This is a genomic window from Methylobacterium sp. AC832 (assembly GCF_979256025.1).
This window is the reverse complement of record NZ_CEEDMV010000003.1, coordinates 509666-526622: the sequence shown is the minus strand read 5'-3', so window position 1 is coordinate 526622 and position 16957 is coordinate 509666. Positions and strand designations below refer to the sequence as shown.

The window sequence follows — 16957 nt, the reverse complement described above, 5'->3', positions numbered from 1 at the left end:
TGCTCCGGTCGCGCCTCAATGGCCAGCTGAGACTGGCAAGCTCGGCTTTTGCGTCGAGAGTATGGCGAAACTCTCTCGTTGCCGGGGATGGGAGGACGACAACGGCCTTTGAGCGTCTTCGGTGAGGACGATGACTTGCGATGCGAACGACCGGTGCCGCGCCGTCGCGCGAAGAGGCCTCGACGGATCAGGCTCAGCGACGCCCGATATCGGGTCGGCGCCAGCGAGGTATCGCACCGGTCTTCGCCAAAGCTGGCCGTACGGGTTTCTTTACAGAATTCATCGATGACATGGAGCGATGTTGCAGGGGCTGTCGCCATGCTCCCGATCGATCTCGAGATCGGGAACGGCTCAGTCCGCCAGACGTGCGGGTGATGGGTCGATACAATGGCGACGGGCGTTCAGAATTCTCAGGTCCTCATCCCTCTCTACACCTCGGTCGGGAAGCTGGCCTACAGCCCGCTGGACTCTGCCGGCCTGCAGAGCGGCATGTACGCGCATGTCTCCGTGGTCGGCATCGCCGGGGCCGACGGAAAGCCCGTTCCCGCGTCGCTGAGCCAGACCCTGCCCGCGGCACATTCGACCCCCGGTGCGACCCCCGAGGCGAACCACGGGACGGGGGTCGACGTGTCGCCCGCCACCGGCATCTTCCAGGTGGATACCGGATCCTGGGCGACCGTCCTTCCGCAAGAGCTCGTCGAGGCCGCGGTCGGGCCGATCGACTGGACGCAGTATCCAGAATATCAAGAGGGGAGCCTGACATACAGCAGCGACGGCATCGTCGAAACCGGGCACTGGGTTCCGCTGATCCTCGCCTTCCCCGACGCGACCCTGCCGGATGGCAGCGTGCCGACGACCACGGTGACGGCTCTCGTCCGCGGCGAGGGCACCAAGACGCATATGCTCGGCGTCGGGTTCAACACCGGCTTCGCCACGGATGTGAAGGGGACCACGCTCACCTCCGCGAACAATGCCGTCCTGAACCTCGCCGAGATGAAGAGCGGGGAGATGGCCCATAGCTACATGATCGATCGCGAGGGCATGCATCTCGGCTGGTCCGGCGCCGACGAGGGGGCGGGCTGGACCGTGCAGAAGCTCGACGAGGCCCTTTCGGCGCCGTTGCCGGGCAGCCCGCAGGATTGGCTCTGGCCGACCGGCTCCGTCGTCATCGACGGCACGGTCCATAGTGGAATGGACCTGCTCTTCGACACCGGCACGCCGGAAGCCTTCGTCCATTACCCCGGCATCACGAAGCCGGGCCATTTGATGCCGGATGGCAGCGCATTCACCGTGACCGTTCCCGGCTCGAACGGTGCGGCGACCAGTTACGGCTTCGTCCTCGGCGACGAGGGAGGGGATACGCCCTCGAACGTCTGGGAGAGCCGCGCCACCCACGGCTCGGCCTCGTTCATGAATACGGGAGCCCATTTCTTCCGCGACCACACCTACGTCTACGATGCGGATAAAGGTCTCATCGGGTTCAAGACCAACGGCGCGCCGGTCTCTCCGACGATGGCCGAGGAGGTGTCGTTCATCAACGGGCTCTCGCCCGACGGAACGCTGACGGAGGCGAGCTTCGCCGGCTGGGAGGGTAGGACGGCGCATAAATGGGGGGTGCCCACCGCCGGAACCGGAGCGACGATCACCTATGCCTTCGATCCGGACTCGTCGTTCTCCGCGAACGAGCAGGCCACCGTCCTGCGGGCCTTCGCGACCTGGTCGGGCGTGGCGGATGTCCGTTTCGTGGCGGCTTCGTCGAGCACGGCCGCCGACGTCCTGATCCATCGCGGGAACGATGGCCGGGCCGACACGAGCAACACGAGTTCACGCGGCAGCGGAAGCACCCTGGGCACGCCTCAGAGTCAGGTCGTGGTCTCGATCGATACGAGCAAGCATGGGTTCGACCTGTCGGGCTCCCTCCACGAGGCCGCCGGATACGGGTTCGGGACCATCGTGCACGAGATCGGCCATGTGCTGGGTCTCGGACATGATGGCCGCTACAACGGCAAGGTCGATCCGGCGACCCAGCAATTCAGTGCCTATGACGACCGCGAATGGTCGGTCATGTCCTATATCGACTGGACCAAGGCGCATGACGCCAAGTACCGCGCGAGCGATCCGGTCGCCGGCACGGATTGGGGCCATGCCGATGGCGAAACCCGCAAATCCAGCCAATCGCTGATGCAGCTCGACATCCTTGCGATCCAGCAGCTCTATGGCGCCGCGTCGCCGGCCGGCACGCCGTTCTCGGGCGGGCAGACCTACGGCTTCAACAGCTCGATCACCGGTCCCCTGGAGAAAATCTACGATTTCGGCCTCAACACGCAGCCGGTTCTGACCCTCTTCAACGAAGGCCGCCACAATATCCTGGACCTGTCGGGTTTCGCGAAGGCCGCCTTCGTCGATCTCCGCGCGGGGGCCTTCAGCAGCGTCGCCGGCCTGACGAACAACATCGCCATCGCTCAGGGCACGGTGATCGAGACCGCCATCGGTGGAAGCGGGCGCGACACCATCGTCGGCAACGATACCGCCAACCTTCTCGACGGCGGCGGCCGGTCGGACTTCCTCTACGGCCTGAAGGGCGGCGACACCTACATCGTCGATAGCAAAGCCGATCGCGTCTACGAACTCGCACATCAGGGCTACGACCGGGTTCTCACGGATGGCGGCTACGCCCTCGGCACCGGCCAGTCCGTCGAGTTTCTGGCCGCCAGGGACGCCACCGCCACGGACGCCTTCAAGCTCGTGGGCAACGAGATCAACCAGGTGTTGCGCGGCAATGCCGGCGACAACGTCCTGAACGGCAAGGGCGGTACGGACAGCCTTTACGGTGCTGCCGGCAACGACACCTACATCGTCGACCGCCTCGCCGACCGTGTCTTCGAGACGGGCGACGAGGGCCGCGATACGGTCGTGGCGTCGACGAGCTATGCCCTGGCCGCCGGCCAGGAGATCGAGATACTGAAACTGGCGATCGCCACCGGAACGTCGCGTCTGCACCTCGTCGGGAACGAGTTCGACAACCTGTTGCGCGGCAACGAGGGCGCCAACACCCTCGATGGGGGATTGGGTTCCGATATCATGAGGGGGCTCGCCGGACGCGACGTCTTCGCGTTCTCGACCACACTCGGGACCAACAATATCGATCGCCTTACCGATTTTACCGTGGGCGAGGATCGCATCCGGCTCGACGACGCCATCTTCACGGCGCTGGCCCCCGGTCGCCTCGCCGCCGACGCGTTCAAGGATGTGAGCGTGGCCAGGACCGATGCCGACGATCGCATCCTCTACGATCACGACACCGGAAACCTGTTCTATGACGCGGATGGCAGCGGTGCGGGACAGGCCGTCCGGTTCGCCATCCTGAACGACGGGGTCGATCTCAGTCACCACGACCTCTTCGTGGTGTGAGACCGAGCCGCGCCGGCTCTGCCGGATGGGGTTCTGTCACGCGCGATCAGGGCGCCAGTGACCGTCCATACCTCAGCAAGGCGTCGATGAAGTTCTGGATTTCCGTCTGGCGCCGCTCGGGGTCGGTGACCTGATCGTCGAGTCCCAGCCGCCAGGCGAGGTCGCGCCGGTCCGGCTCGCGATGGAGGTTCTCGACCAGGGCGGCCTGCGCCTCGACCTCGGCGGGGGACAGGCCGAGCCCGCTCTCCACGAGATCGTCGGCCTGGCGGCGCAGGGCGCCCGCAACCTCGTCGAGGCCGATTTCGGGGTGGTACTGCACGCCCCAGAAGACGCCCCCGTCATGGCGAATCTCGGCGGCCTGGACCGTGGTACCCCGGTTGCTCGCCAGGAGGGACGCGCCCGCCGGCAGAGTCTCCACCTCGTCGGTATGAATGCTCGGAGCGTCATAGGCGGCGGGTCGGCCGGCCAGCATGGGATGGGCACGGCCACTCTCGGTGGCGGTGATGCGGCGGGCAAAGCCTGCCTCCGGGCCGTGAAGGTTGCGTCGCACGGTTCCGCCGGCTGCGACGGTGGCGAGTTGCAGCCCGGCGCAGGAGCCGAAGGCGGGGGTGCCGGATGCGAAAGTGGCCCGCATGAAGGCGACCGCGCGCCGAACTTCCGGGGTCTCCTCGTAGAGGGCGAGCGGCGAGCCGCTGAAGAAGACGGCATCGTAGCCGTCCGGCGTTTCACCCGGCGGCAGGGCGCTGTCCGCGTCGGCCGGCGTGACCCGGTGACAGGTCGCGCCGGGTGCGAGCCGAGCCAGGAGATCGAGATAGGTTTCTCCGGATGACCGCCCGACGCTTTTCCGGCGTTCGTCGCGCGCTTCGGGAGGCTCGCTTTCGGCGATCAGGAAGCGCAACCCGGCTGTGGTGACCTTCAAGGAAACGCGTGCTCCGGAGAGTTATTCTCCGGTACCCGAACCGGTGGCGGCGATCCGCGTTCCAGCCTCGGCGAACCTGCCGCAGGGGGCTCTACGGTCCGCGCCACCAGCGTCGCGCTCATGACGCGTGGGGGGATCTGCGCATCATGGCTACGGTTCCGAAGTCCAGTCCCGGATGTTCCGCCGAGCCGGAGAGTCGGCTTCGTTTAAGATTTTCTCCGGGTCCGACACATCCAAAACGAAGGTCCAAGAGTTTTTAGGGCAAGCCGTCTTCGGGCGGCGTGTCTCGTGACTGAAGGAGAAGACGATGAGACTGTTCGCCTTGGGCGCACTCTCTGCGCTGACCCTGGGAGCTTGCTTGAGCGTCGGTTCGGTGACTGCACAGGCCGGCGATTACGGCTATGGCGGCTACGATGAGCCCGCGACCGTGGTCACTCGGCGCACGGTTGTCGAGCGCCAGGTCGTTCGCCCGCAACGGTTCGTGCGTGAGGAGATCATCGAGCGACCGCCGGTCTATGCGCCGCGCCGCGTCGTCCGCGAGGTGATCGAGGAAAGGCCGGCCGTCTATCGGCCGCGTCCGGTGGTTCGGGAGGTCATCGTGGACCGGGAGCGGGTCTACGACCATCGCCCTTATGGTCCTCGTCCGGTCGGGTTTCGGCACCCTGGGCCCGATTTCGAGCCTTACGATTGACGGTAGCCGACAGGGTGTAAGCCCGTGGGACAGTGCGAGGGGCCTGTGAGGCCCCTCGTCACGCTCAGACGGGGCCTCGCTGAGGCTGACATTATGGAGGCCGACTTGCCGAAGCCTTGCCGCTTCAGGCCTTCCCACTTCAAGCCTTCCCACTTCAAGCTTTGCCGCCCTCGCCTTCCCTGACCGCCGCATCATATCCGGCGATCCATTCCGCATGCGCCTCGGTGCCCTCGGCATAGGGGCAATCCTCGCGCCTCAATCCCTTGCCGGGGGCGTAGTAGCCGAGGGCGCGGTGGTCGAGGTTGTCGTCTGGAGGCTGTGTCATTGCCGCAAGGTAGGGCGCCATGAGCCCGGTCCAAGAGGGCGAAGCCCGATGAAGGGCTGCGGCGGAAAGCTTGAGCGCAACAATCGCTGTATCAGGCTATTTGATCCGGGACCCCAAATATCGCTCGATGATTGATATTTGCTATAAACCTTCTATAATTGACGCGATGTCGCCGTTTATTCTTGGAACATTGCTTGATCAGCATGGTTTTTGGCTGAGCACCTAAAGCTAAGCTACATCGGCGAGGTGCGTCCTCAAGCACTCGGAGCACTGCAATGCATCGTCGCGCCTTCGTACTTGGCATGCTCACGGCCACCGCTTCCCTTGCCGTCACCCGCACCGCGGCGGCCCAGCCCGTTCCCGGTGGTGGCATGCCCACGCCGGTCTACCTCAACATGGCGACCAAGGGCGGCTTGTTTCTCGAGAACTCGGCGCGTGATGCGTTCGACAAGACGACGAACCCTCGGGTGAAGAAGTTCTCCCGCGCGGAGGTGGTCGAGCAGGTAAGCCTGTCCCGCAAGTTGGCTCCCTATTCGGAGGGGTTGGCCTCCGCGGCGGCAGGCGGCCCTCCCGGCCCCGGAGGTCTCATCGGGGGACTCGTCGCGGCGCCTCTGGCTGTCGCGGGTGGGGTGGCCGGCGCCGCTGTCGGTGTCGCCGGCGGTGCGCTGGGGGCCCCTCCGCCCGGCGGCATGACCACGGACGAGCAGAAGGCTCAGCTCCTCTCGCAGCTTGCCGCGACCCAGCCCGGCCCGCAATATGATGCGGCCTTCGTGAGCGCCTCGCTGCAAGGCCACCAGGAAGCCTATGCCATTCATGGCTCCTACGCCGAGAGCGGCGAAGATCCCCAGCTCCGCCGCATTGCCCAGGGCGCCATCCCGCTCATCCGGCTTCACATTTCCCAGCTGACCAAGATGCAGGCGATGATGGGCGGCCAACGCGGCTGACCGTCCCGGCGTTGCAGCACGTGAAGGGCTCGGCGGGGTTCCGCCGGGCCCTCTCCGTTTCAGGAACGGCGGCGCCCTCGTCTGACCCACGCAACGAAGGAGCGACGGAAGATGGGCCGCTCGGCCGGGACAGAAGTCGCCCGCCGCCGCTGTCGTGTCCCAGAAGCCATGAGAGCGAGCGGCGCAGTTTCGCGGCCGCGTCACGGTCGAACCATTCGCCGTGCGTGAAGATCACTCTCTCCGGCTCGAATCCCACCAGACGTTCGGCCGCTCGCGCGACCTCGCTACGGTTCGCGCGCAGAAGAAGCCTGAGATAGAGCGGCGCCTTTCCGTCGGGGGAGACGATCCCGAGCATGCGGGCCAGGGACCGCGGCACGGCGGACAGATCATCCGCCCGCAGGTTGATGATGAGGTCGGTGAGGAGAAGCGTGCCACTCGGTCGGTGAAAGAGGCAGACCTCTTTGAACACGGGGCCGGCGACCAGCACCTGGTCGATCTCGTCGGCCCAGAGGCGGGGCGGTCTGTTCCCGAGCTCGGCGTCGATCCGGACACCGGAGCGGCGAACCTGGCCACGATCCTCGAGTCCCGGGACCGCCCAGGTGATCGCGTTCGGACAGGCCGCCTGCCAATCCCGGAGGAACATCCAATGGCCGACGCTCGGGGCCACGAGATGACCGATGCGGCCGAGTTCCTCCAAGCCGCGCTGTAGGCCTGGATTGTACGGGATGGGCGAGTGCAGGAGCAGTTCGCCACCCGCCAACCGTAGAACCGTCATGCGGATCGGCAACGGTATCCCGCCCGCATGGATGGGGGCCGCGTCCACGATCCAGACGCCATCGGCAACCTGTTTCAGGGTATTCAGAGGTGGATAGCCGGTTTCGTGCGCCACGCCATGGATCTCCGGGTTCGCTGTCCATCAGAGGGTGAAACGTAGGAACCGGGCGCGAGGGTCCCATCTTGGGCGTTACTCGACGCTCGAAGGCTCTGTCTTCGAACCTGCGGCATGAGATGCCTTCTGTAGCGTCGGGAGCACCGGCTATAGCCGGTGGCCGGGGAAGCGGGCCACTAAGTCGCACACGAAAAGCCCCCGAAACCCGGCGGGCGCCGGGGCTTTTCCGCGCATTGATGCGTTGGCCGCTGCCGAACAAGGAGACCCTCATGGCAGCGAATGACAAGGCCACGACCTACACCCTGAAACAGGCCCTCGCGGCGAAGGTTGGCGACCACGTCGAGATCGCAGTGGAAGCCGAGGACGGGACCAAGTTCAAGATCGTTGCGACCGCCGAGCAGCTGGACGCGCTGACCGGCGATTTGGAAAGCATCCTCGACGAGGACGACGCAAAGGTCGAGGCCGCGGAGTAACCGCGATCCGGCACGGTGATCATTGATTATTAACTATATTGCCCCCATCTAGGGGACATACCGATCGCGACCTCGTCGCTTCATCGGAGACGGCCACGATGCCGGGACAGGGTGACGCCGGATGTACGCGCACTTTGGCCCGGCCTTCGTGGCCGTTGGCTTTGACAGGAGCCGGGAACTCTTCGCTGAGCTTCCAACGCTACGTCTCTTCTGTCCGACATCATGTCATCCACGGGCGGGAAAGCATGCGCCGCCGCACGGTCGAACCGGGCCGTGAGCGAGGTGGAGTGACGGGCGGCCCATCCGCCCGCCTCGGGCTTTCCCATCGCTGATGTCTTCTCCTCGCGCATCTCTTCGAGGCTGTTCGCGATGATGTGTTTCGTGAGATGTCGAATGAATGCAAAAGCTGCCGGCATCGTGTTGCCCGCGATCCACCCCCGTTCTAATCCATCGCTTTGAGAAGGATCGCGACTTGGATCGATCGACGGATGTTTCCGACGTCATACACGCCGAGCCGAACGATGCCGTCGAGACTGGGCCGGACGCTGTCCTGGAACCGTTGGCGGACTTCCCCCACATCGATCTCCGCACCGGGGTAGAGCCCTGGGAGAAGCGCCGGGCCGCCGGCAAGACCTTGCGGGGGAAAGTGCCTCACGCGGTCCATGCCTCTCTCGACATCGGCTCCGACCGTCCCGATCCGGTCTCGCTGATCGAGGCCGCTCATGATGGCAGGCAGGCCCATCTGATCCCGCTCAGGGTCGCCCGCATGGCGAGCTCCCCGTTCGCCTTCCTGCGCGGCGCGGCGCATGTGATGGCCTGGGACCTGGCGCAAGGACCCCACGGGACGATCGACGTCGTGATGAACGGCGACGCCCACATCTCGAATTTCGGATTGTTCGGGACACCGCAGGGCGAAGTGGTGTTCGATCTCAACGATTTCGACGAAGTGACGATCGGGCCCTGGGAATGGGACCTGAAACGGCTCTGCGCCAGCATCGAGGTGGCGGCGCGCGACGATGGCGTACGGGCCGTGGAGCGGCGGGCAGCCGTGCTCGCGGCCGTTGCCGGGTATCAGCACACCATGGACGATCTGGCGCCCCGTGGTTCCCTCGACGTGTGGCAGCGGGCGGCGCGGGCCGACCAGCTCGAATTTTCCGGTATCGAGATCGACGCGCAATCCCAGACGGTGGTGCGCAAGGCCGTCGAGAAGGCGCGCCGCAAGAACAACAAGAGCCTGCTCGACCGGGTCGGCGAGCGACGCACGGATGGCAGCTGGCGCTTCAGCGAGGAGCCGCCGATCCTCATGCGCGTCGACGAGGAGACGCGCCAGAAGGTGACCTCGGGCCTCGAACGCTATGCCGAGACCTTGCCGCGCGAGCGCCGCTTCATGCTCAACCGCTATCACGTGGTCGATGTGGCCCACCGGGTGGTCGGTGTCGGAAGTGTCGGAACCCGCGCCTACGTCGCCCTGCTCTGCGGCAATTCCGATCAGGACGCGCTCTTCCTTCAGGTCAAGGAGGCCGTTCGCCCGGCCCATGCGCCCTATCTGACCGGCATGCCCGAACCCTATGCGAGCCACGAGGGCGAGCGCGTCATCTACGGGCAGAAGCTCCTGCAGGCGGTGGGAGACCCCCTGCTCGGTTGGACGTCGATCGACGACCGGCCGTTCTATGTCCGCCAGATGAAGAACATGAAGGGGGAGATTCCCATCGCCAGGATGGCAGGGCAGCCCTTGCTGTACTTCTCCCACGCCTACGGCGCCCTCCTCGCTCGGGCGCATGCCCGTACGGGTGATGCGGCCGCCATCGCCGGCTATTGCGGTCATGATGGCCGCGCGGATCTGCGCGAGGCCTTCGCGGACTGGGCGCACGCCTACGGAGATCAGAACGAGGCGGATTACCGGGCGTTCCTGTCCGCGATTTCTGATGGCAGGCTCGAGGCCGCGCCGGATTCCTGCCTCTGATCGGGGAGGCGGGAGGGATGGGCGCCTCGGCCCATTGCCCTATCTCGCCATGGTCGCCGAGCAGGGAACCGATCATGAGTACCGAACGCGCCGAGGGCTACCACGAGGCATTGTCGAGCGTCAGAACCACGATCCAGCGACGCGTGAAGGCCGCCGACATATCGCATGAGGGGAAGCTGGAACTCCTCGACCTCCTGTCGATGCTGGACGATATGCTGAATTCGGGCAAGCGGGACGAGGATGCCGACCGGTCCCCACCCGTGCCCCTGAGCGGCAGCTTCTGACCACCCGTCGTCACCGCGGGGAGGTTTGATAGCGAACGCGGTCCGATCCTCCGGACGGTGCCGAGCAGGCATCGTCGAGACGGCATCGATTCCCTGCTAAGGGTGCCCATCCTTCTTCTCGGGGAGCGAAAGGGGGACGGCGTCCCCCTGCAGGGTCCGGCTGGTGAGGGGCATCGCCATACGGTAGCGTAAGCCGTCGGGCGTGAAGGTGAAGCTCGCCTCGGCCTTCAGGTTGTGCGCTAGCATCTCGCCCAGAACCACCGTGCCAAAGCCCTTGCGGCGGGGCTCGCGCTCGTCCAGCGGCACGCCACGCTCCACCCAGTCGAACACGAGGTAGGGGCCGCCATCCCGCTCCTCGATTTTCCGCTCCTCGATCCGCCATGTCACGGCCAGGCCGCCCCCTGGCGTGGACAGGGCCCCGAACTTGAGGGCGTTCGTCGAAAGCTCATGCAGCGCGAGCGCGAGGGGTTCGGCCGCGCGCAGATGCAGCCGCAGGTCCGGTCCGTCGACCTGCGTGCGTCCATCCTGGTAGGCGAGCGCGCTGGTGAGTTCGTCAGTGACGAGGCGGTCGAGATCGACCCCGGCCAAGGGGTTCTGGATGATGACGTTCTGCACCCGGGCCATGGCGGCCAACCGCCCGTCGAGATGCGCGGTGTAATCCTCCAGGCTCTCGCTGAATTCGGCCGAACGCCGCGCGATCATGCGCATCGTCGCCAGCGTGTTGCGCACTCGGTGCTGCAATTCGGCCAGCAGCACCACCTGCTCTTCGGTGTCCGTCGGGTTGGATCCCATCGTCATCGCAGCTCCACGGCATGCTTGAGGCAGAACCGGTTCAGGATCACATCGATCCGTTGGCATCGAAATGATGGCCTTCGTGGTCGAGGTGAAGATAACTCGGATTGAACAAGGATGCCCTCTGCAGGGCAAGAAAGTCGGGAATGGTCAGGCGCCCACCCTTCAGCACGATCAGGCCGGCGCGTCGCAATTCCTGCAGCGTGCGGTTGATGTGCACGTTCGAGAGCCCGAGCGCATCCGCCAGTTCCACCTGCGTCAGCGGCAGGTCACAGGTGGTGCCCTCCGTCAGGCCGACGCTCTGCAAGCGCAGGAAGAGTTCGCAGAGGAGATGACCGACGCGCTCGAAGGCCGTGCGCTGGCCGAGATTGACCGTCCATTCGCGCTGGACCGCGACCGTCACCAGGGTGTCCCACCAGAGTGCCTTGGTGAGCCGCACATTGTCGTTGGCGATCTGTTCCAGCGCGGCGCGCGAGATCTCCGCCAGTTTGACGGGGGTGAGGGCAACGATGGAATGGTCCATCTCGCGCAGGAGATAGACGTGGCTGTCGCAGAGATCGCCGGGCACGAAGAAGGAGATGATCTGACGCCGGCCATCGTCGAGCTGCTTGTAGCGACAGGCCCACCCTTCCAAGATCAGGTTGACGTGATGAGGATCGTCACCTTCGCTGATGATATCGGAGTGTTTTGCAAAAATCCGCTGCTTGCTGGCCGCGATCTCCAAGGCCTGCCGGTCGTCATGCGAGAGCTTGGTGAAGTGCTCAAGCTTGCGAAGGAGATGTTGCGGCATGCTTTCCTCGTCGTGCGCAGAGCACGAATAGAGAATTGCCCACACACAATAATTTACTTGTGTTAAGTTTTCGGGGAGCTTCTCATTGACCCCCCTGGAAATGAAAGCAAGACCTTGCACGGGTGCCGCCGTCAAGCCTTGAGGAGCGTCTCGATCGCGGCAAGCACCGTTTCGGGCTCGACCGGCTTTTCCAGGCGGAGAACATGGGCGTAGGCGTCCGGGATGACGCCCTGGTCGTAGCCCGTCGTGAAGACGAACGGCACGGATCGGGCGATCAGAACGTCCGCGAGCGGGTAGACGCACTCGCCCCCGAGATTCACGTCCAGACTTGCTGCATCCGGCTTCGTACGTGCCTCCAGGATCTGGAGGCCGCTCCGCACGGAGGCGACCGGGCCCAGCATTTCAGCTCCGGCATCCTGCAATTCGCGCCGCAACTCGTCCGCCAGGAAATACTCATCCTCCGCGACGAGGATGCGTCGGCCTTGGAATATGCTGTGCGGCATCGGTGTCCTTCTGGCGGATCGTGCGTTCCGATACGGGAAGTGCAATGGTGCAGTGAATGCCGTCGGCTTCCATCACGTAGGTTGTTCTGGCCCCGAGTTGGTAGGGCAATGCCCGTTCGATCAGTTCGCGGCCGGAGCCGCCTCCCTGCGGCTGATCATCCCGAGATGGCATCCGCACGCCGTGCTCACGCCAGTCCACATGCAGCCATGGGCCATCGTCCGGTCTGGGATACTCCACGTGCCAGCGAATTTCGAGGCGTGCCTGCCGCTGCGCGAGCGCCCCGTATTTCAGCGCATTCGTCGCCAGTTCGTGCAGGGCCAGGGCGAAGATCTGGACCGTCGAGGAGCGCAGCGCGATCGCCGCCGGCCCGATCATGCTGACGCGGGAGGCCCCGCCGTCGAGCGCGGCCACTTCGCTCCGGATCAACTCGTCGAAACTGACTCTCTCACCCTCGGCGAGGCGGGACAGTAATCCCTGCACACGGGCGAGGGCCGCCAGGCGCGGGCCGTAGCGCGCCCGGAAATCGGCGAGATCCGTGCTGTTGCGCAGGGTCTTGTCGACGGTGGCGCGCACCACGCCCATGAGATTGCGGGTGCGGTGCTGCAGCTCCGCCACGAGCACGCTCATATGCTCGGCCGTCTCCTTCTCCTCGGTGATGTCCCGGCCGACGCCGCCGATCCAGCACACGGCACCGGCCGCGTCGCGCATGGGAAAATCGGTGTCCCGCAGCCAGCGGATGCCGCCGTCACTGGGCCGCCTGACGCGATACTCGAAGGTGACGCTCTCGCCCGTCCGGACCCGTTGCAGGCTCTCGACCGCACGCTCGCGGTCTTCCGGCACGATCAGCTCGACCCAGCTGGTCATGTGGTCGCCGGCGACTGCCGTCGCACGGTCGAGACCGTAGATCGTCTCGAAGGCAGGCGTGAGATAGACCCACTGGAAGGTCGAGGCATCGCGCATCCAGAGCACGTTGGAAGAGGCTTCGCCGAATTGGCTGAGGCGCTCCTCGCTCTCGCGCAACGCCGTCTCGGCTTTCCTGCGCGCCGTCACATCGCTGGCCGTTCCCAGCCATTCCTTGATCTCGCCCCACTCCGTGAGCGTCGGCACGGCACGGGACAGGCTCCAGCCGAGCGACCCGTCGCTGCGGATCACCGCATGTTCCAGCTCGAAGATCGATCGCGTCGCGATTGCCCGGTCGATGGCGGCGCGGACCTCCGCCTGGTCGCCGGGGCGGATGTAGCGGTCGAGCCAGGTCTTGTTCGGCTGGTCCGTGGCGCTCCGGAAGGCGCGTCCCTCCAGCCGTTGCAGCTCGGACCAGTCCGGGCTCATCCGGTAGACGACGTCCGAACTGGCGGTGACGAAGGCACGGAAGCGCTCCTCGCTCTCCCGCAGGGCCGCCTCGGTGCGCTTGCGAGGTTGGATGTCCTTGAACAGGATGGCGACCCGCTGCTGTTCGGTGGTGCCGACGCGAAAGGCATAGACGTCGTACCAGCGCCCGATGGCGCTCGACCGGCGTTCGAACCGTTCCGCCACGCCGTTCAGGGCGATCCGGCCGAACGTCTCGAACCAGTTCGCCTCGAGCCCGGGGAGCAACTCCCGCATCGTCCGGCCGACGGCGTTGCCGAGCCCGGTCTGGTGACCGAATGCAGGATTGACGGAGAGGAACCGGTAATCGACCGGACGCTGCCGGTCGTCGAAGATCATCTCGACGATGCAGAAGCCCTCGTCGATGGAGTTGAACAGATGGCGGTACATCGCCTCGCTCTCCTCCAGTTTCGTTTGCGCGACCTCGTCTTGTAGACGCAGGATCTCCTCCTGAGCCGCCTTCCAGGCGGTGATCTCCTTGGCAGTGGTCGCGACGCCGTCGCCGAGCTTCACCACCGATTGGTAGAGCCAGCCGTCTCCTCGCTCGTGTGCGGTGCGGCGTTCGGCGACCGAGGACCGGCCTGTCTGCACGACCTGCCGAAAAGCCTCGAAGGTCCCTTCCTGAACCACGCCTGGACTGCGTTCGAGGAGGCTTTGTCCCCTCACCTCGCCGAGGTGCCGTTCCGACGTGTGGTTGTTCAACCGCCAGCGGAAATCGACGATCTCGCCCGAAGCGTCCCGGACAGCCTCGAAGACCTGGATCATGTCCATGGAACTGTCCAGCGTAGCCTGCAGCAGGTCACGGCTCAGCTTCAGCTCGGCCGTGTGCTCCCTCACCTCCCGTTCCAGTTCGGCACGATGCCACGCTTCGGTTTTGCGTAGTGCGTCATGGGCTTCCGTCAGGGCGCGGGTACGGTCCATGACCCGCTGCTCCAGTTCGCTCCTGCCGGCCCGTGCCTCATCGAGGGCGCCGGTCATGGCGTAAGCGGCGGAGGCGAAGTGCGTCAGCCGAGTGAGGAGCCTGAGATCCTCGCCGTCGAAGCCGCGATCGGGGTCATGCATGCCGGCCCAGAGCGTACCGACCGGCTCATCGCAGGCACGGAACGGCACCAGCAGGAGTTCCCGGATCAGCGGCTCGACACGGGCGGCCGGGAAGCGGGTATGGGGGCGGGAAAGCAGCAGGGGAATATTGCGGCTCACCACGAGTCCGCAGGGGCTCTCGTCGAAGGAGATCGAGCCGCCCATATGAGCGGCCCATGGTCCTGCGATTGCCGGCCAGTGGAAGCTTTTCGTCGGCTCTCCCGACCCGAGAATGCTGATGCCGGCCGACTCGGCCATGCCCATCTCGACGACGAGATCCGCCAGACGCTGCAGGACCGTGTCCGGCCGGACGGCCAGCGCCTGGGCCAGTTCGGCCAGCGCATGGGCTTCCGCCTCGTAGTCGGGAGGCCGTACGGGACGCCTCAGCAACGCGTCGGTGATCAGGACCTCTTCGAGGCCGGCCAGCGCATCCGGTGACTCCGTGAGGGTCATCTCTCTTGGGTGCTCGTCGTTCGTTCGAGGTCGAAGCAGCCAGGAACACCGCCAGCGTACTCAATTTCGCTCGCCAGCGCGAATGTCATCAATCTTTCCGCGATAGGGCGCGCTGAATCAATTTAAACTTGTGCCGAACGCCGAATACGCATTGGTCCAATCTCCAAGGTGCCGCTTTCGCTCGAGACGGACCGATCGACGTCGAGGGGACGAGCCGGCGGTGCACGCCCTATCCGTCCGCGTCCGTCCGGGATGCCCGGTCGCCGAGGATGAGGTCGAGCTCCCGAAAGACGGCCGCATTGCTCACCGGTTTCTCCAGCCGCCGGGCGGATGCGTATCGGTTCGGGATCGTCGCCAGATCGTAGCCGGTGGTGAACAGGAACGGTACGTCGAGGGCACGGAGGGCGTCGGCCACCGGGTAAACCTCGTCACCCCCGAGATTCACGTCCAGGATGGCGGCGTCGGGCGGCATCGGGCCTTTGAGGAGGGCGAGGGCACCCTCGAGGGTGGCGATGGGACCGAGCACCTCGGCGCCGGCATCGGACAAACCGCGCGACAGTTCGTCGGCCAGGAAGTACTCGTCCTCCACCACCAGGATACGCCGGCTGCAGAGCGTCCGCTTCGGCATCATGTCTACTCCCTTCCCCCGTAGTGAAACGGATGGAACCATGATGCCGTCAACGTCATCTTCTTCCATCACGTAGATTGCTTATGCGTCGAACCAGTCGGGTGGGGGGCGATTACTCAGCCCACCGGCCGGATCATCCCGTTTATAACGATGCGCTCCTGCGTGGGAGCGGACCCTGCGGGCGGACGAAACACGTCATGCGTCTTGGAACCGGTTCGGTTCGATGGCTCGCCGGCAAAAGCCGGATCCTCGTCGCCGGTTGACCCGAGGGCTGAAAATCGCGAGGAACAAAGGCCGAACGCGTTGCCTGCCTGCTGCCCCGTGCACCGATGTGACAGCCCGATCCGATGTCGAGCCCTGCCGACACTGCCCCCGTCCGCAAGATCATCCATATCGACATGGATGCGTTCTACGCGTCCGTCGAGCAGCGCGACGATCCGGCTCTGCGAGGGCGGCCCCTTGCGGTCGGCGGGTCGCGCGAGCGCGGCGTGGTGGCGGCCGCCAGCTATGAGGCGCGAGCCTTCGGTGTGCGCTCGGCCATGCCCTCCGTCACGGCCCGGCGCCTGTGCCCCGACCTCGTCTTCGTCAAGCCGCGCTTCGAGGTCTATCGGGCGATCTCCGAAGAGATCCGCGCGGTCTTTGCCCAGCATACCGCGATCATCGAACCGGTGGCCCTCGACGAGGCCTATCTCGACGTCACCGAGAACCTGCAGGGGCTGGCCACCGCCACCGAGGTGGCGCGGGTGATCCGGGCGGAGATCTTCGCGCGGACCGGTCTCGTGGCATCGGCCGGCGTCTCCTACAACAAGTTCCTCGCGAAGGTCGCCTCGGACTTCCGCAAACCCGACGCGCTGTTCGTGATCACGCCCGTGATGGGCCCTGGCTTCGTCGAGGATCTGGCCATCGGCCGGTTCCACGGCGTCGGCCCCGTCACCGAGGCGAAGATGAAGCGCCTCGGCATCCTCACCGGCCGTGACTTGAAGGCCCGCTCCCTGGAAGAGCTGCAGGCGGCCTTCGGGAGCTCGGCGGCCTATTATCATTCGGTGGCGCGCGGCATCGACGAGCGGCAGGTGCGTGCCCATCGGATTCGGAAGTCGGTGGGGGCGGAGACCACCTTCTCGGAGGACCTCACCGAGTTCGATGCCATGGAGGCGCGACTGGCGCCGCTCATCGACAAGGTCTGGGCGTCCTGCAGCGCCAAGGGCGTCGCCGGCCGCACCGTCACGCTGAAGGTGAAATTCTCGGATTTCGTCCAGATCACTCGGGCGCAGTCCTTCGAGGCCCCGGTCGCCGGCCGCGATACGATGATGCACACGGCGCTGGGATTGCTGCGCACGGTGTTCCCGCTCCGCCGCAGCGTTCGCCTGCTCGGCGTCTCCCTGTCGGGCCTGCAGCAGGGCGAGACGGAGGGACCGCGCCAACTCGGGCTGGCGATCTGATCCCGGC

15 protein-coding genes are annotated in these 16957 nt (G+C 65.6%); 7 read left to right on the top strand and 8 right to left on the bottom strand.

What is annotated here, in order from left to right; all coding sequences use genetic code 11:
• Positions 1 to 387: 387 nt before the first annotated feature.
• Positions 388 to 3411: a M10 family metallopeptidase gene (locus AC0IXR_RS14095; RefSeq protein WP_471761169.1), complete on the top strand. Its 3024-nt coding sequence runs from the start codon at positions 388 to 390 to the stop codon at positions 3409 to 3411.
• 46 nt (positions 3412 to 3457) lie between these two features.
• On the opposite strand, the gene AC0IXR_RS14090 is transcribed toward AC0IXR_RS14095, so the two are convergent.
• On the bottom strand, positions 3458 to 4330 hold the full coding sequence (locus AC0IXR_RS14090) for a type 1 glutamine amidotransferase (protein WP_471761168.1): 873 nt from the start codon (positions 4328 to 4330) through the stop codon (positions 3458 to 3460).
• Positions 4331 to 4637: 307 nt separating this feature from the next.
• Between AC0IXR_RS14090 and AC0IXR_RS14085 the strand changes: the two genes are divergently transcribed.
• Positions 4638 to 5021 (top strand): hypothetical protein, encoded by a 384-nt coding sequence (locus AC0IXR_RS14085; RefSeq protein WP_471761167.1) that lies wholly within the window; start codon positions 4638 to 4640, stop codon positions 5019 to 5021.
• A 154-nt stretch (positions 5022 to 5175) separates the two neighbouring features.
• On the opposite strand, the gene AC0IXR_RS14080 is transcribed toward AC0IXR_RS14085, so the two are convergent.
• Positions 5176 to 5367: an Rmf/CrpP family protein gene (locus AC0IXR_RS14080; RefSeq protein ID WP_244477943.1), complete on the bottom strand. Its 192-nt coding sequence runs from the start codon at positions 5365 to 5367 to the stop codon at positions 5176 to 5178.
• Between the two features lie 254 nt (positions 5368 to 5621).
• Between AC0IXR_RS14080 and AC0IXR_RS14075 the strand changes: the two genes are divergently transcribed.
• Positions 5622 to 6290 carry a DUF4142 domain-containing protein gene (locus tag AC0IXR_RS14075; RefSeq protein WP_461223643.1) on the top strand — a complete coding sequence of 223 codons (669 nt, stop codon included), beginning with the start codon at positions 5622 to 5624 and terminating at the stop codon, positions 6288 to 6290.
• Here AC0IXR_RS14075 and AC0IXR_RS14070 read toward each other — a convergent pair.
• The gene (locus tag AC0IXR_RS14070) at positions 6226 to 7179 is read right to left on the bottom strand and encodes a DUF4336 domain-containing protein (protein WP_471761165.1); all 954 of its coding nucleotides are present in this window, start codon (positions 7177 to 7179) and stop codon (positions 6226 to 6228) included. The two genes, AC0IXR_RS14075 and AC0IXR_RS14070, sit on opposite strands and share 65 nt — an antisense overlap.
• 269 nt (positions 7180 to 7448) lie before the next feature.
• Here AC0IXR_RS14070 and AC0IXR_RS14065 point away from each other — a divergent pair, with 269 nt between their 5' ends.
• From AC0IXR_RS14065 to AC0IXR_RS14055, 3 genes are all read left to right on the top strand, one after another.
• Positions 7449 to 7652 (top strand): hypothetical protein, encoded by a 204-nt coding sequence (locus AC0IXR_RS14065; RefSeq protein ID WP_056434273.1) that lies wholly within the window; start codon positions 7449 to 7451, stop codon positions 7650 to 7652.
• 502 nt (positions 7653 to 8154) lie between these two features.
• Complete coding sequence (locus AC0IXR_RS14060; RefSeq protein ID WP_471761301.1) at positions 8155 to 9615, top strand: DUF2252 domain-containing protein; 1461 nt, start codon at positions 8155 to 8157, stop codon at positions 9613 to 9615.
• 74 nt (positions 9616 to 9689) lie between these two features.
• Positions 9690 to 9899, top strand: coding sequence for a hypothetical protein (locus tag AC0IXR_RS14055; protein ID WP_056434160.1), 210 nt, complete (start codon positions 9690 to 9692; stop codon positions 9897 to 9899).
• 96 nt (positions 9900 to 9995) lie between these two features.
• Here the strand turns inward: AC0IXR_RS14055 and AC0IXR_RS14050 are convergent, their stop codons facing one another.
• From AC0IXR_RS14050 to AC0IXR_RS14030, 5 genes are all read right to left on the bottom strand, one after another.
• Entirely contained in the window at positions 9996 to 10697 is a 702-nt protein-coding gene (locus AC0IXR_RS14050; protein ID WP_471761163.1) for a sensor histidine kinase, read from the bottom strand.
• 40 nt (positions 10698 to 10737) lie between these two features.
• Complete coding sequence (locus AC0IXR_RS14045) at positions 10738 to 11481, bottom strand: Crp/Fnr family transcriptional regulator (RefSeq protein WP_207411347.1); 744 nt, start codon at positions 11479 to 11481, stop codon at positions 10738 to 10740.
• Positions 11482 to 11612: 131 nt separating this feature from the next.
• Positions 11613 to 11984, bottom strand: a complete 372-nt coding sequence (locus AC0IXR_RS14040) for a response regulator (protein ID WP_056434152.1) — start codon at positions 11982 to 11984, stop codon at positions 11613 to 11615.
• Positions 11935 to 14883: a PAS domain S-box protein gene (locus AC0IXR_RS14035; protein ID WP_471761161.1), complete on the bottom strand. Its 2949-nt coding sequence runs from the start codon at positions 14881 to 14883 to the stop codon at positions 11935 to 11937. The genes AC0IXR_RS14040 and AC0IXR_RS14035 overlap by 50 nt, the downstream gene beginning before the upstream one ends.
• A 229-nt stretch (positions 14884 to 15112) precedes the next feature.
• A complete protein-coding gene (locus tag AC0IXR_RS14030) occupies positions 15113 to 15514 on the bottom strand; it encodes a response regulator (protein ID WP_348646094.1) in 402 nt (133 codons plus the stop codon).
• A gap of 344 nt (positions 15515 to 15858) precedes the next feature.
• Between AC0IXR_RS14030 and dinB the strand changes: the two genes are divergently transcribed.
• Complete coding sequence (dinB, locus tag AC0IXR_RS14025; RefSeq protein ID WP_471761159.1) at positions 15859 to 16950, top strand: DNA polymerase IV; 1092 nt, start codon at positions 15859 to 15861, stop codon at positions 16948 to 16950.
• Positions 16951 to 16957 lie beyond the last annotated feature (7 nt).